Here is a 13,054-nt window from a genome sequence, read left to right as displayed (position 1 = left end):
TGACGCGTGTGTTGGATGACAATGTCTAGTAAGGAAACGTCTCGTTGGGGGTGGCGGCCAGTTTGCTATGGTTGTTCACCAGCGTGATTACGAGTCGGGTTCGCCCGTTTGCAATAGAGAAAAATCACAATGTCTCTGCTCGATGAATTGAAACATGAGGCCACAAGGCTCAACTCAAGTACTTCCGAACAAGCCGCATCCCACTCCCCTTGGGAAGCACATTACCACAAAGAACTTCGGCCGCGGATGCTCAAGCTTCTGGCCTACCTGAACGATTTGACTAGTCAGCTCAAGTTGGTTGCTCCCGATGTGCGGGCCAATTACCGAATTCCCGGGCTGGGGCAGGTTAAAAGGCTGCGTCAGGGGAACTATCTGGTGAATGCGGACAGCGTGACCAATCCGCGCCGGATTCGACTGAAATTCAGCTGCGTGGCAGCTCAGGAGATGTCATTTTCGGTTAGCCCCAAGGGGCTAGCCGATGAGACCCGGGGTTTTCTGCACTCTCACCACATGCAGTTCAGCGAGTGGCCGATCCGGGATGCAGAACAACGTCTGAGTGGCGTCAACTTCCAGGTCACGCCCAAGGTGGAAGTGGTGTTTATGTTCCAGATCGCTCCTGAGCAGTATGAGATCGAGATGCTTACCTCGAACTTCGAGAAGTTCGGCATCCGTCGCTACACTTACGGACCAGAGCGAATCGATGATGAGTGGCTCGATAATCTCGGCAACTATGTGTTGCGCCGCCATGACAAGCTGCACAGTCTCGACATCTCCGACTCGACCCTGGTCAATTTGCGTGAGCGCCTGGCGGTAGACAAGCTCGAGCGTGAGACTGGAGGAGGTGCCGACAGGGTACACCGGCCGGGACAGAAGCGCGGTAAGGGGTTGTTTGGACGTTTTCTCCACTCTCCCAATCATTGAGTATTGACGAACCCCGTTCTTGCTTGGATGACGTAACTTCAATTTTCAGGAAAAGAACTAACGAGTTTTTTCGGCCAAAATGGGTTGCTGCGCCCCGGGTAACTCTCCCCGGGGGGCTAGTTAGGATGCTTGTTTTGGCCTCAGCAATCCCCTAGTCTTCAGGCAATGTTTCATTGCCGCTATCTCTGGTTGTGTCTATTGGCAGTGCTTGTCTCTCCTCTATCTGCCTTGGCGGATGGAGGGAAGTTGGTGCGCATCGGTGTACTTAGCCATCGCGGCGATCAGTTCACCCTCGACAAATGGTCGCCCACTGCGGAGTATCTGACCAGTCAGATTGCTGACCATCACTTCATCATCATGCCGCTCGACTTCGCTGAGGTGGAGCCGGCGGTGGTGGAGGGCAAGGTCGATTTTGTGCTGGTCAACTCCGGCATCTACGTCAATCTGGAGGTGCAGTTTCGCGTCTCACGCATTGCCACCCTGAACAACCGGCGCAGTGATGTGCCCTACAACATCTTTGGGGGGGTGATTTTCACCCGAGCCGACAATCCGCGGATCAACAGCCTGGAAGACCTGCCAGGTCACTCACTGATGGCGGTGGATGCAACCTCGCTGGGTGGCTTCCAGATGGCCTGGCGCGAGATGCGGGCCCAGGGGATCGATATCAATGATCTCTCCGAGTTGCGCTTTGCCGGCATTCACGACCGGGTGGTGATGGCGGTGCGCGGCGCTGAGGTGGATGTGGGTACGGTGCGTACCGACATCCTGGAACGCATGGCCAGCGCAGGCATGATCGACCTGGATGAGTTTCGCATTATCAACCCCCAGTCGGATCCGGAGTTTCCCTTCGCCCACAGCACCCGGCTCTATCCCGAGTGGCCCTTCAGTAAGGTAGCGCATACCTCCAACGCACTGGCGCAGCGGGTGGCGGTGGCCCTGCTCAACATGCCGCAGAACCATCCGGCAGCGATTCAGGGACGTTACTCCGGCTGGACCATTCCTCTCGACTACCAGCGGGTACGTGAGTTGCTGAAGGAGCTGCATCTGCGCCCGTTTGAGAAGCCCGCTCAGTTTACCCTCCTGGATGCCATCAAACGCTATTGGTACTGGTTGCTGAGCGGGTTGATCTTCCTGATCTTTATGGCGTTGATGACCCTCTGGGTACTGCGCCTGAATCGGGAGCTGCAGCGCGCCAAAAGCCGTCTGGAGCAGCAGCATGAGCTGATCCTCGACTCGGTGGCCGATGGCATCTACGGTGTCGACCTGCACGGCAACTGCACCTTTTTCAGCCGCGCCGCGGAGGCGATTACCGGCTGGTCGGCGGAGGATCTGATTGGCCTAAACCAGCATGAGATTCTGCACCACACCCGTCCGGATGGCACCCCTCATCCGGCGGAGAATTGCCCGGTCTACCAGACCTTTCGTGACAACCAGCCCCGCTTCGTCTCTGACGATGCCTTCTGGCACAAGGCTGGGCACAGTATTCCGGTGGAGTACAGTTGCACCCCGGTGAAGGATGAGTCGGAGCGGACCCTCGGTTCGGTGGTGGTGTTCCGTGATATCACCAAACGTAAACAGGCAGAGGATGAGGCGCGTCAGCACCAGAACGAACTCGCCCGGGTGGCACGTTTCAGCACCATGGGTGAGATGGCGTCGGGTATCGCCCATGAGTTGAATCAGCCGCTGACTGCCATCGCCACCAACGCCCATGCCAGCATTCGTCTACTCGAATCCGGTAAGGAGGGGCAGCAGGCCTGTGCCGATGTGATGGAGCGTATCGCCTCCCAGGCGGAGCGTGCCGGAGCGATCATTCGGCAGCTCCGACGTTTTGTGCGCAAAGAGCCGCTGGAGCGCTCCCGGGTCGATATCAATACCCTGGTGGATGCAGTGGCGGTGTTGATCCAGCCGGAAGCACGGCGGGCGGATGTGGCGGTACGGCTGGAGCTGATGCCGAATCCACCGCAGATGAGGGTGCAGCGGATTCAGGTGGAACAGGTGATTTTGAACCTGGCGCGCAACGCTATCGAGTCGATGGCCGGGGACGAAACGGAGCGTCAGTTGGTGATTACCACCGAGGCCAATGGCGTGGCTTCGGTGCAGGTGCGGGTCAGTGATACCGGGCCGGGTATCAAGCTCGAAATGATCGAAACGCTGTTCGCTCCCTTTGTCACCAGTAAGTCGGGTGGCATGGGGCTGGGGCTCTCTATCAGTCACGGGATCGTCGAGGCGCATGGTGGTAGACTCAGCGCACAGAATCTGCCCCAGGGTGGGGCCTGCTTTATATTTACCCTGCCGGTCTCAGCTACAACCTGAAAATTATGGAACAGAATTCCCCTACAATTTTTATCGTTGATGACGACGAAGAGGTACGTAATGCGCTGCAACTGCTGATGCAGTCGGTGGGGCTCACAGTGGCCTGTTATGCCTCTGCGCTGGAGTTTCTGCAGGCGTTTGACGCCTCCCGGCCCGGTTGTCTGGTGGCCGATATCCGCATGCCTGGAATGAGCGGCATCGAACTGCAGGAGCAGCTCAATGGCGAACCGATCCATCCGCCGATCATCTTCATCACTGGTCATGGCGATGTGCCGATGGCGGTGCGGGCGGTGAAGGCCGGCGCGATCGATTTCATCGAGAAACCGTTTAACGACCAAGTGCTGCTTGACAGTGTGCACCGGGCGATCCAAATGGACGCCAAACAGCGCGGCGAGGCCTCGCGGCTCTCCGATATCCGTGAGCGTTTCAATCAGCTGACGCCGCGCGAGCGCGAGGTACTCAACCTGGTGATTGCCGGCCGGCGCAACAAGAATATCTCCCAGGAACTGGGCATCACGCTCTCCACCGTGGAGGCGCACCGGGCACGGGTGATGGAGAAGATGGAGGCAGATAGCCTGTCGCATCTGATGCGCATGATGCTTTCCCTGGAGCAGGGTTAAGGAAAACCCTTACACAAACCGTTGTATGCTGGGATTTTCATTAAAAGACAATCGGTTAGATAATACTGACTCCCCGATAACTGCCCGGAACAAGCGTTTGGGGAACCTCCTGGAGGCTGGTCGGTGGACTGTTGGTTTTGGATAGCGAACAGGCATCCCGCAGTTTTCCGACCAGCCTTCCCCTTTTACTGATGGCCTTTCCGGTGGTCAGCAGCAACACAGAACAATAGGCACTCCATTGCTGGCAATTTTGCAGAGAGTGCTGCAACAAACCCTAGAACCAGCCATCGGCGGCAGACTCGACCAGCCTGTCGTCTAGGAGGATGAGGAAGAATGAGCATTTCACGACGTGAGTTTCTACGCCTGATGGGTATGGCTGGTGCGGCCGGCATGATGCCTGCTTCGATCTTTGCCGCGATGCGTCAGCCGACGGATCTCTATGAGGTGCCGAAGTTTGGCAACGTCTCGCTGCTGCATTTCACCGATACCCACGCCCAGCTCAACCCGATCTATTTTCGCGAGCCCAACGTCAACCTCGGCCTCGGCTACGCCTTCAACAAGGCACCGCATCTGGTGGGTGATAAGTTGTTGAAACACTTTGGTATCGCGCCGGGCGGTATCGAGGCCCACGCCTTCAGCTATCTCAACTTCGATTCGGCTGCCGGCAAATTCGGCAAGATTGGCGGCTTCGCCCATCTCAAGACCCTGGTGGACCGTCTGCGCACCGAGCGCGGCCCCGGCAACAGCCTGCTGCTCGACGGTGGTGATACCTGGCAGGGGTCCGGCACCGCCTACTGGACCCGCGGTAAAGACATGGTTGGCGCCTGCAACCGCCTCGGTGTGGATGTGATGACCGGCCACTGGGAGTTCACCTATCTGGATAACGAGGTGATCTCCAACATTGCCGACTTCAATGGTGACTTCGTGGCGCAGAACGTCAGGGTGAAGGATGACGCCCTGTTCGACTACAAGTTTGCCGACTTCGACGGCTTCAACGAGGACGAGGGGCTCGCCTTCAAGCCCTACGTAATGAAGGTCGTGGCTGGTGCCCGGGTCGCGGTGATCGGTCAGGCCTTCCCCTACACTCCGATCGCCAACCCGGGCCGCTTCATCCCCGACTGGACCTTCGGCATCCAGGATGAGCGCATGCAGACGGTGGTCGACGCGGTGCGCGAGAACGAAAAGCCCGATGTGGTGATAGTGCTCTCGCACAACGGCATGGACGTTGACCTGAAGATGGCCTCCCGAGTCAGTGGCATCGACGTGATCTTCGGCGGTCATACTCACGACGGCATGCCGGCCCCGACCATCGTCAAGAATGCTGGCGGCAAGACCTTGGTCACCAACGCCGGTTCCAACGGCAAGTTCCTCGGAGTGATGGACCTCGATGTGCGCGGCGGCAAGGTACGCGATTTTCGTTACCGTCTGCTGCCGATCTTCTCCAATCTGCTGCCGGCGGACAAAGAGATGCAGGCCTACATCGACGGCGTGCGCGCCCCCTATAAAGAGACCCTGGATGAGGAGTTGGCGGTGGCGGAGGAGACTCTCTACCGTCGCGGTAACTTCAACGGCACCTTCGATCAGGTGATCTGCGACGCCCTGACCACGGTCAATGATGCGCAGATCTCCCTCTCCCCAGGCTTTCGCTGGGGTACCACTGTGCTGCCAGGTCAGAAGATCATCATGGACAACGTGATGGATCAGACCTGCATCACCTACCCCGAGACCTACCGCCGCGAGATGAGTGGTGCTGACATCAAGAATATTCTGGAGGATGTCAGCGACAACCTCTTCAACAAGGACCCCTACTATCAGCAGGGCGGTGACATGGTGCGGGTGGGTGGACTCGACTACACTTGCGATCCCGGTCAGGGGTTTGGTAAGCGTATTACCGACATGCGCCTCAACGACGGCAGTAAGATCGAGGCGGGCAAGAATTACGTGGTCGCTGGCTGGGCGACAGTCGGTTCCAAGTCGCCGGGTCGGCCGATCTGGGATGTGGTGGCCGACTACCTGCGTGACCAGAAGACGATCAGGATCAAGAAGCTCAACACCCCCAAGCTGGTTGGAGTCGATAACAATCCGGGCATTGCTGAATATCGGGGTGCCTGATCAGGCATTGCGGCCCGCCGGGCAGGCCCACTCCCGGTGCGCTGCAGATTGATGGATATGGCGCAGAGAGGGAATACTCTCTGCGCCTTTTTTGCTTCTTAAGGCGTCGTTTGCACGCCTTGCAGGAGGGCGCCAAACGCGCGGCTCAGCTGCTCTGAGCGTGCCGGATCCCTGACCCCAGCGAGAACCTGCGGGCGGGTGTCGGGCAGAAACATCAGATCACTGAGTAGTTGATTGAACAACGCCTGTCCCTCCTGATTCTCTGCCAGACGTTCGAGAAACAGACGGCAGATGGCGGTCTCCTGCAGGCCCTCCCAGGCGCGCCCGGCGATTGCAGCAAGGATCTCGCTGTGTGTCGCGCAGGGGGCCTGCAGTACCCGTTCGATCAGTCGCTGTCGGATCTCCGGGGAACGCGCCTGGGAGCTGCCACGGATCGCCGCCGTAATCAGTTGGAGGTCGATCTCCTCTTCATTCAACGCCGACTCCATCCGCTCCAGCAGGGCTGTCGCGATCTCGTCCGTCACCCTTTCGTTCTCCAGACAGTGGCAGAGTGCCTCGAGTGGCGCGCCGGGGAGCTGTGGGATAGCGGCTGCCAGCTGTTGGCTTGTATCTTCAAGATCGAATCTGGCACCCAGATCGGCAATCCCCTGGTAACCGAGGAAGGGCCACTGGTCCCAGCCGATCTCACCGCAGAAGTAGGATCTGGCATGCGCATAAAAGCGTGAGGGCGGGCGATTCAACAGCCGGTTCACCTTGGCGTGAAACACCGCGAGCCGCTCCTGTTTTGGGGTGAAGGCGTAGGGGTTGTCCTGCAGTGCGGCCTGCAGCTGCTCCCCCTTCTCCGCTGCCTGCAGATTGCGGTCGGTGACCTCCAGCAGCTTGCACTGCTCGTCGAGGGGCAGGTGCAGAAACCAGATCGAGACCTCGCCCTGTGGATTGTCCGGTTCTGCAAGCAGGACAGCAAACCAGGCCTGCTGCTGCAAAGGTAGGGGATAGGGGCTGCGGGTACATTCAAAGTCGAGAAAGGCCGCTCTGTCGATCGGGTTCACACGACGTCCCATATCGAAATAACTGGGCTGGAAGCCGCTCGTTTCCAGCAGTTCGGCGAGAGTGGAGCCTGGTTTCATGCCTGCACCCAGTCGATCAGGTGATACTCCAGGTCATCCGCTTCCGCTTCAGGCACCACCCGGCCGCAGATGGTATGGCCCGCAGCGGCAACGCTGTGAGGGTCGTGGGAGCGCAATGGGTGCCAGCTGGGGAGTTCTGCACCTTCTGCCAGCAGCCGATAGGCGCAGGTAGAGGGCAGCCAGTAGGGGTCATCCAGGTCTTTGGGTGTGAGTGTGATGCAGCTTGGCACCAGGGTGGAGCGCTCCTGGTAGCGGCTGCAGCGGCAGCTGTCGAGGTCGAGCAGGTCACAGACCACGTTGGTGAAATAGATCTCCCGGGTCTCAGCATCCTCCAGCTTCTGCAGGCAGCATTTGGCGCAGCCGTCGCAGAGCAACTCCCATTCGCTGGCGGAGAGCTGTTCAAGTGGTTTCGATCTCCAGAATGGTATTGTCACTATCGATCCGGCGGCTGTTGATGGGGTGGCGCATTGTCCGGGTTCCATCGAGTCTGTGCAACGCTTGACAGGGAGGCGGGGGATTGTATGACCTGTGTCACATTATGCGGCCGCCTCTAACTCGAGGTTTTTTCAGTTTTTTTCACTTGTCAAATTCTTTATGCACACCCTAGTCGTTTGCTTCGCAATGCCTGGGTGCTGCCTGACAGATTTTTACTTGGTCTGTCAATATATTTGTAACTAGTTGAAATTAAAGGATATATCTAGATTGTATAAAAACTGATCAATCTAACAGGAGGGCTTGAGCGACAAGGGCTGCAGGCAAATACAATCACCTTACCCACAAAGTTATCCACAAGAACTGTGGAAAGATGAGGCGGCGGTTATCTATCTGTCTGAACTGCCTGGATTTCGGGGCTGGAGAGGGCGGTTTCGTTGTAGAGGCGACTCTGCTCTTGGATCTGTTGATCCAGTATCTGATTACGGCGCCACCCCTCCTGGAGATCTTGTGAGAGTGTTTGTAGGCGCTGCCTGGCTGCCAGGTTCTGCTCGCGTAGACGCTGACCTGCTGCGAGTAGTTCGCTGACTTGGCGGTTCAAGCTGTTGATGTCGGGCCGGTTGTCGTCCGCCAGTGCGCTGGGGACGGTTGGGAGGAGCAGTATCGTCAGCAGGGATAGGGGTAAGATAGACATATCTCGCTGGGGCCTGTGGCGCTGGCGGGTGAATTTTGTTCTGATTTGGTGTCGGTTATTTTTACACTTTTTATGACGAAAGATTATGGCGGATAGGCCCGACTATCAAGCGGTAATTGATGCCGCTTGTTGTCGTTTTGGCGTGCGCATGCGGGGGCATGAGCTCTTGTCCATCGATTTCCTGCCGCGAACCTGGCTCCTGATGGATGCGACAGAGAGGAACGTCTCTGCGATTGTCCAACAGATCGAGGCCTATCTGGTTGATCCGCAACAGTCGATTAGCTGCCGTCGTTTTTCGCAGGGCACACCCTTTCAGCAGCGGGTGTGGCAGCGCCTGCGCCAGATCCCGCCGGGTTCCACCCTTACCTATGGTGCATTGGCGGCTGAGTTGGGAACCAGCCCCAGGGCAGTGGGCAATGCTTGTCGTGCCAACCCCTGTCCATTGGTGGTGCCCTGCCATCGGGTGGTAGCCGCCACTGGGCTGGGGGGGTTTGCCGGCAGGCGGAGTGGGACAAAACTGGCGATAAAGGCCTGGCTGCTACGGCATGAGGGGGCATTGTGAGTGAAGCGGTGGTGGAGCAGGCGCTGATCGAGGCGTTTGCCGATGCGCTTTGGATGGAGCGGGGACTCAGCCAGAATACCCTGGTCGCCTACCAGAGCGATCTGTCGAAGCTCTCGCTGTGGCTGCAGCGCCAACGCGGCAAAAGATTGCTCGAGGCGGGACAGAAGGATCTGTTGGGCTATTTGGCGGTGCTGGCGCAGCAGGGTCGCCAGGCCCGCTCCAGTGCCCGGCTGCTCTCTTGTATGCGCCAGTTTTACCAATATGCGGTGCGGGAGAGTCTGCTCAGCGCCGACCCCAGTGCGCAGATCGAATCGCCGAAACTGCCTCGCCCGTTACCGGGCACCCTCACTGAGCGCGAGGTTGAGCAGCTATTGGCGGCCCCCGACGTGGGCGATCCTCAGGGGGTTCGTGATAGGACCATGCTGGAGCTGCTGTATGCTACCGGCCTGCGGGTCTCGGAGCTGATCGATCTGCGCCCAGAGCAGATCAGTCTGAGCCAGGGCGTGGTACGGGTCATCGGTAAGGGCGACAAGGAGCGGCTGGTGCCGATGGGGGATGAAGCTCAGTCGTGGATCGAGCGTTTTCTGCGCGGACCGCGCCAGGCGATCCTGGGTCAGCGGGTCTGTATCCACCTGTTTCCTACTCGACGCGGCAGCGGCATGACCCGACAGGCATTCTGGTATCTGATCAAGCGCCATGCCCGGCAGGCGGACATCGACAAACCAATCTCACCCCATACCCTGCGCCACGCCTTTGCCACCCATCTGCTGAATCACGGTGCAGATCTGCGCGTGGTGCAGCTGCTGCTTGGCCACAGCGATCTCTCCACCACCCAGATCTATACTCATGTGGCGCGGCAGCGGTTGAAAGCTCTCCATGCCAAACACCATCCGCGAGCCTGAAGCGGATGCTGCATGGGTCCTGTCAATGCCTGATGTGCAGCGGGAACTGTGCTACATTCCCGCGATTATTACATTCAGCTTTGCGGGGAGGTGAATATGTCTTCATTCGATATTGTCTCTGAGGTGGATCTGCAGGAGGTCCGTAACGCCGTGGATCAGGCCAATCGGGAGGTCAGCACCCGATTCGACTTCAAAAAGGTGGATGCCAGTTTCGAACAGAATGACTCCGAGATCACACTACGCGCCGAGCAGGAGTTTCAGCTGCAGCAGATGCGGGATATCCTGCGGCAAAAACTGGTCAAACGGAACGTTGATGTGGGCTGCATGGAGATCCGGGAGCCGGAGACTAGCCTCAACGCCGCTCGCCAGCTGGTGATCATCCGCCAGGGCATAGATACCGATACCGCGCGCAAGATAGTCAAGGCGATCAAGGCCACCAAGATCAAGGTGCAGGCGCAGATCCAGGGTGAGCAGGTGCGGGTGAACGGCAAGAAGCGGGACGACCTGCAGCAGATTATCGCCACGCTCAGAGAGGCGGACTACGGGCTGCCTCTACAGTTTCAAAACTTCAGGGATTAACTCATGCAATATTATCGTTTGCGAAATCGCCTCAGGCGGGTTGCGGCACCACTACTGGGTGGGATGCTGCTATTTTCCGGGCTGGTGGTTGCCGCTGACAGGGCGGAGATCGAGCTGGTCAGGCAGGGGGTCGGCAAACTGCTGGGAGGGGAGACGCCCGACAGTATCCAGCCTTCGGTGATACAGGGGGTCTACGAGGTGATGATCGGGCCGCGTCTGGTCTACGTCAGCGCCGATGGAAAATATCTGCTCAATGGCAAGCTGTTCGATATCGAGACCCGCGAGGATCTGACTACCCCCAAGGTTGCCAAAGCGAAGGCGCGGGCGATTGAGGCGGTGGGTGAAGAGAATATGGTGATCTTTGCGCCAGAGAAGTTTGAGCACACGGTGACGGTGTTCACCGACATCGATTGCGGCTACTGCCGCAAGCTGCACAGTGAGATAGGCCAGTACAATGATCTTGGCATCCGCGTGCGCTACATGATGTTCCCACGTGCCGGGGTGGGCAGTAGCTCCTTCGACAAGGCGGTCGCTGTCTGGTGTGCCGACGACCGTCAGAAGGCGATGACGCTCTCGAAAGCGGGCAAACAGGTTGAGCAAAAAAAGTGTGAAAACCCGATCATCCAGCACATGGAACTGGGGCAACTGCTGGGCGTGACCGGTACCCCCGCGATCTTCTTTGACGATGGCGAACTGCTACCGGGCTATGTGCCTGCAAAGCGCATGCTCTCCTATTTGAAGGCGAAACAATCCCAGTAGCAGCACGCAACGAATCGATGTCAGCTGAGAGGGGGCTTTGGCGCCCTCTTTGTATATTTGCAGCTGTGCAATAGAGATTAATATCATCGGATAGTTGCCGCTTAATGGGTGGCGCGGATCGAAACAGCCAAGTTTGGGACAGGGGGGACACGTGGAGTTAGCGGTTGTGATGCGTACTGATACGGGAGTGGTACGCCAACGCAATGAGGATGCGGTGGGAGCAGATCCTGATGCTGGCATCGTTATCCTCGCGGATGGTATGGGCGGCGCCAATGCCGGCGATGTGGCGAGCAACCTGGCGGTCAACCTGCTGCTCAACCGGCTGCTGGATACTCCCGGTGTCGCCAGTGGTCCGGTGGATTGTGATCAGTTGCGCCTGACGGTCCAGGAGGTCAACTCCGCGATCTATTCAGCGGCCCAGGAGATGCCCGAGTGCAAGGGTATGGGCACCACCCTGGTGTTGGGCATGTTTCGTGGAAACGATCTGATCTACGGCCATGTGGGTGACTCCCGTCTCTACCGCTTACGCGGAGGGGAGCTGGAGATGCTGACCCGTGACCACTCACTGGTCGAGGAGCTGGTTGCTCAGGAGGTCTTCTCCTCCACCGAAGAGGCGCGCAGGTCAGGGGTGCCGGGCAGCGTGCTCTCACGTGCCTATGGCATCTTCCCCTATGTCGAGGTGGATCTGGAGAAGACACGCCTGGAGACGGGCGATCTCTACCTGCTCTGCACCGACGGACTGAACGGTATGCTAAGCTCGAACGAGATTCACGAATATTTGATGGCAGGCGATGAAGATCTGGAACAGACGGCCGATCAGCTGATAGAGGCCGCCTGTGAGAAGGGTGGCATGGATAATGTCTCTGTCATCCTTGTCAGAGTTTGGGACGACAAGGAGGCCGAGCTTCTGCAGCAATAGTGGGGAACCGGTGATGGAAAAACTCGTGATGATCGATAAAGGAAGGGTCTTGAGAGAGGTCGATCTCAGTGGTAAGCGGGTGATGATTGGAAGGGATCCGATGAGTGATGTCTGCCTCAATGACACCTCGGTCAGCCGCCACCACGCCGCGGTGGTGCGCATCTTCAACGAATATTTTCTGGAAGACCTGCGTAGTACCAACGGCACCAAACTCAACGGCCACGAGATCCGCAAACACTTCCTCAAGCATGGCGACCGAATCAACTTGGGCGTCTTTGAGTTTGAATTTCAGGTGGGCGAGGACAGAGCACAAGAGCCTGAGCTGGATCGAACTGTGGTGCTTCATCCGGCGGATCAACGCCGCCCAGCCACTGTGGAAAAAACAGCGCATCAAGCGCTAGCGGCGCATGTACTCTATCTGGATGGTCCTGAACGAGGCAAGCAGCAGGCATTGCAGGATCAGTTCTTTACCATCGGCAAGCCGGGCAGCGATCTGGCGCTGATCAACCGCCGCCACCGCAACTATGTGCTGCTCAAGCTGGCTGGCGATACCCTTCCCAGAGTGAATGGCACGCTGGTGCGAGCGGGTGGCCATGAACTCCAGGATGGTGACCTGGTCGAGTTTGCCGAACACCGGCTGCGCTTCTTCGCCTCTCCGGTGAACTCGGGCGCCGCCTGACCTCAAGCGGCTGCTGCGGCTATTAACGCGGCCATCAAATATCTCCGTATTCCGGCGATGCCCCTGACCGGCAAAGACGTTGTAGATCCATCCTTGGAAGCTTGACGGCAGCATCCCCGCTGCCGACACCCCGCCGGTCAGGGGCATCGCCAATCGTGGGAAGCCCGACGTTAAATGTGGCCTGTGCTACTCATCTTCGAGTCGGAAGCCGATCTTCAGGGTGACCTGCCAGTGGGCCACTTCACCATCCTGAATATGACCGCGGCTCTCCACCACCTCAAACCAGTTCATGTTATGGATCGACTTTGCCGCACGCTTGATTGCATTGCGTACCGCATCGTCACTGCTCTCGCTGGATGAACCAACAATCTCGATCATCTTGTAGATATGCTCACTCACCTTTTTCTCCTCTGATTGGATCAATACACGACACCT

The 13,054-nt window shown here is 58.1% G+C and carries 14 protein-coding genes; 10 read left to right on the top strand and 4 right to left on the bottom strand.

Annotated features, from left to right (window positions below):
* The first annotated feature begins 246 nt into the window (after positions 1-246).
* The 4 genes from L0Y14_RS12790 to soxB all read left to right on the top strand — a co-directional run bounded on the left by L0Y14_RS12790 (position 247) and on the right by soxB (position 5,966).
* On the top strand, positions 247-921 hold the full coding sequence (locus L0Y14_RS12790) for a hypothetical protein (RefSeq protein WP_006474792.1): 675 nt from the start codon (positions 247-249) through the stop codon (positions 919-921).
* Between the two features lie 249 nt (positions 922-1,170).
* On the top strand, positions 1,171-3,234 hold the full coding sequence (locus L0Y14_RS12785) for a PhnD/SsuA/transferrin family substrate-binding protein (protein WP_006474791.1): 2,064 nt from the start codon (positions 1,171-1,173) through the stop codon (positions 3,232-3,234).
* A gap of 5 nt (positions 3,235-3,239) precedes the next feature.
* Positions 3,240-3,854: a response regulator transcription factor gene (locus L0Y14_RS12780; RefSeq protein ID WP_006474790.1), complete on the top strand. Its 615-nt coding sequence runs from the start codon at positions 3,240-3,242 to the stop codon at positions 3,852-3,854.
* Positions 3,855-4,187: 333 nt separating this feature from the next.
* A complete protein-coding gene (gene soxB, locus L0Y14_RS12775) occupies positions 4,188-5,966 on the top strand; it encodes a thiosulfohydrolase SoxB (RefSeq protein WP_006474789.1) in 1,779 nt (592 codons plus the stop codon).
* 98 nt (positions 5,967-6,064) lie between these two features.
* On the opposite strand, the gene L0Y14_RS12770 is transcribed toward soxB, so the two are convergent.
* From L0Y14_RS12770 to L0Y14_RS12760, 3 genes are all read right to left on the bottom strand, one after another.
* Positions 6,065-7,093, bottom strand: a complete 1,029-nt coding sequence (locus tag L0Y14_RS12770) for a DUF3549 family protein (protein WP_006474788.1) — start codon at positions 7,091-7,093, stop codon at positions 6,065-6,067.
* Positions 7,090-7,527, bottom strand: a complete 438-nt coding sequence (locus tag L0Y14_RS12765) for a YcgN family cysteine cluster protein (RefSeq protein WP_305790606.1) — start codon at positions 7,525-7,527, stop codon at positions 7,090-7,092. Before L0Y14_RS12765 ends, L0Y14_RS12770 begins: the two co-directional genes overlap by 4 nt.
* 383 nt (positions 7,528-7,910) lie before the next feature.
* Positions 7,911-8,219 (bottom strand): hypothetical protein, encoded by a 309-nt coding sequence (locus tag L0Y14_RS12760; RefSeq protein ID WP_039960721.1) that lies wholly within the window; start codon positions 8,217-8,219, stop codon positions 7,911-7,913.
* Positions 8,220-8,304: 85 nt separating this feature from the next.
* On the opposite strand from L0Y14_RS12760, the gene L0Y14_RS12755 reads away from it, so the two are divergent.
* From L0Y14_RS12755 to L0Y14_RS12730, 6 genes are all read left to right on the top strand, one after another.
* Complete coding sequence (locus tag L0Y14_RS12755) at positions 8,305-8,781, top strand: methylated-DNA--[protein]-cysteine S-methyltransferase (RefSeq protein WP_005966483.1); 477 nt, start codon at positions 8,305-8,307, stop codon at positions 8,779-8,781.
* A 53-nt stretch (positions 8,782-8,834) separates the two neighbouring features.
* On the top strand, positions 8,835-9,683 hold the full coding sequence (gene xerD / locus L0Y14_RS12750) for a site-specific tyrosine recombinase XerD (protein ID WP_305790649.1): 849 nt from the start codon (positions 8,835-8,837) through the stop codon (positions 9,681-9,683).
* Between the two features lie 96 nt (positions 9,684-9,779).
* Positions 9,780-10,262 (top strand): YajQ family cyclic di-GMP-binding protein, encoded by a 483-nt coding sequence (locus tag L0Y14_RS12745; protein ID WP_006475850.1) that lies wholly within the window; start codon positions 9,780-9,782, stop codon positions 10,260-10,262.
* A 3-nt stretch (positions 10,263-10,265) separates the two neighbouring features.
* Positions 10,266-11,021, top strand: coding sequence for a DsbC family protein (locus L0Y14_RS12740; RefSeq protein WP_005966477.1), 756 nt, complete (start codon positions 10,266-10,268; stop codon positions 11,019-11,021).
* A gap of 169 nt (positions 11,022-11,190) precedes the next feature.
* On the top strand, positions 11,191-11,940 hold the full coding sequence (locus L0Y14_RS12735) for a PP2C family protein-serine/threonine phosphatase (RefSeq protein WP_006475851.1): 750 nt from the start codon (positions 11,191-11,193) through the stop codon (positions 11,938-11,940).
* A 13-nt stretch (positions 11,941-11,953) separates the two neighbouring features.
* Positions 11,954-12,619 (top strand): FHA domain-containing protein, encoded by a 666-nt coding sequence (locus tag L0Y14_RS12730; protein ID WP_040820305.1) that lies wholly within the window; start codon positions 11,954-11,956, stop codon positions 12,617-12,619.
* 186 nt (positions 12,620-12,805) lie between these two features.
* Here the strand turns inward: L0Y14_RS12730 and L0Y14_RS12725 are convergent, their stop codons facing one another.
* Positions 12,806-13,018 carry a dodecin gene (locus L0Y14_RS12725; protein WP_006475853.1) on the bottom strand — a complete coding sequence of 71 codons (213 nt, stop codon included), beginning with the start codon at positions 13,016-13,018 and terminating at the stop codon, positions 12,806-12,808.
* Positions 13,019-13,054 lie beyond the last annotated feature (36 nt).

Origin of the sequence: Candidatus Endoriftia persephonae (genome assembly GCF_023733635.1) — a bacterium.
Lineage (GTDB): Bacteria > Pseudomonadota > Gammaproteobacteria > Chromatiales > Chromatiaceae > Endoriftia > Endoriftia persephonae.
The sequence above is the reverse complement of the archived record's forward strand: the minus strand, read 5'-3'. Positions and strand labels throughout refer to the sequence as shown.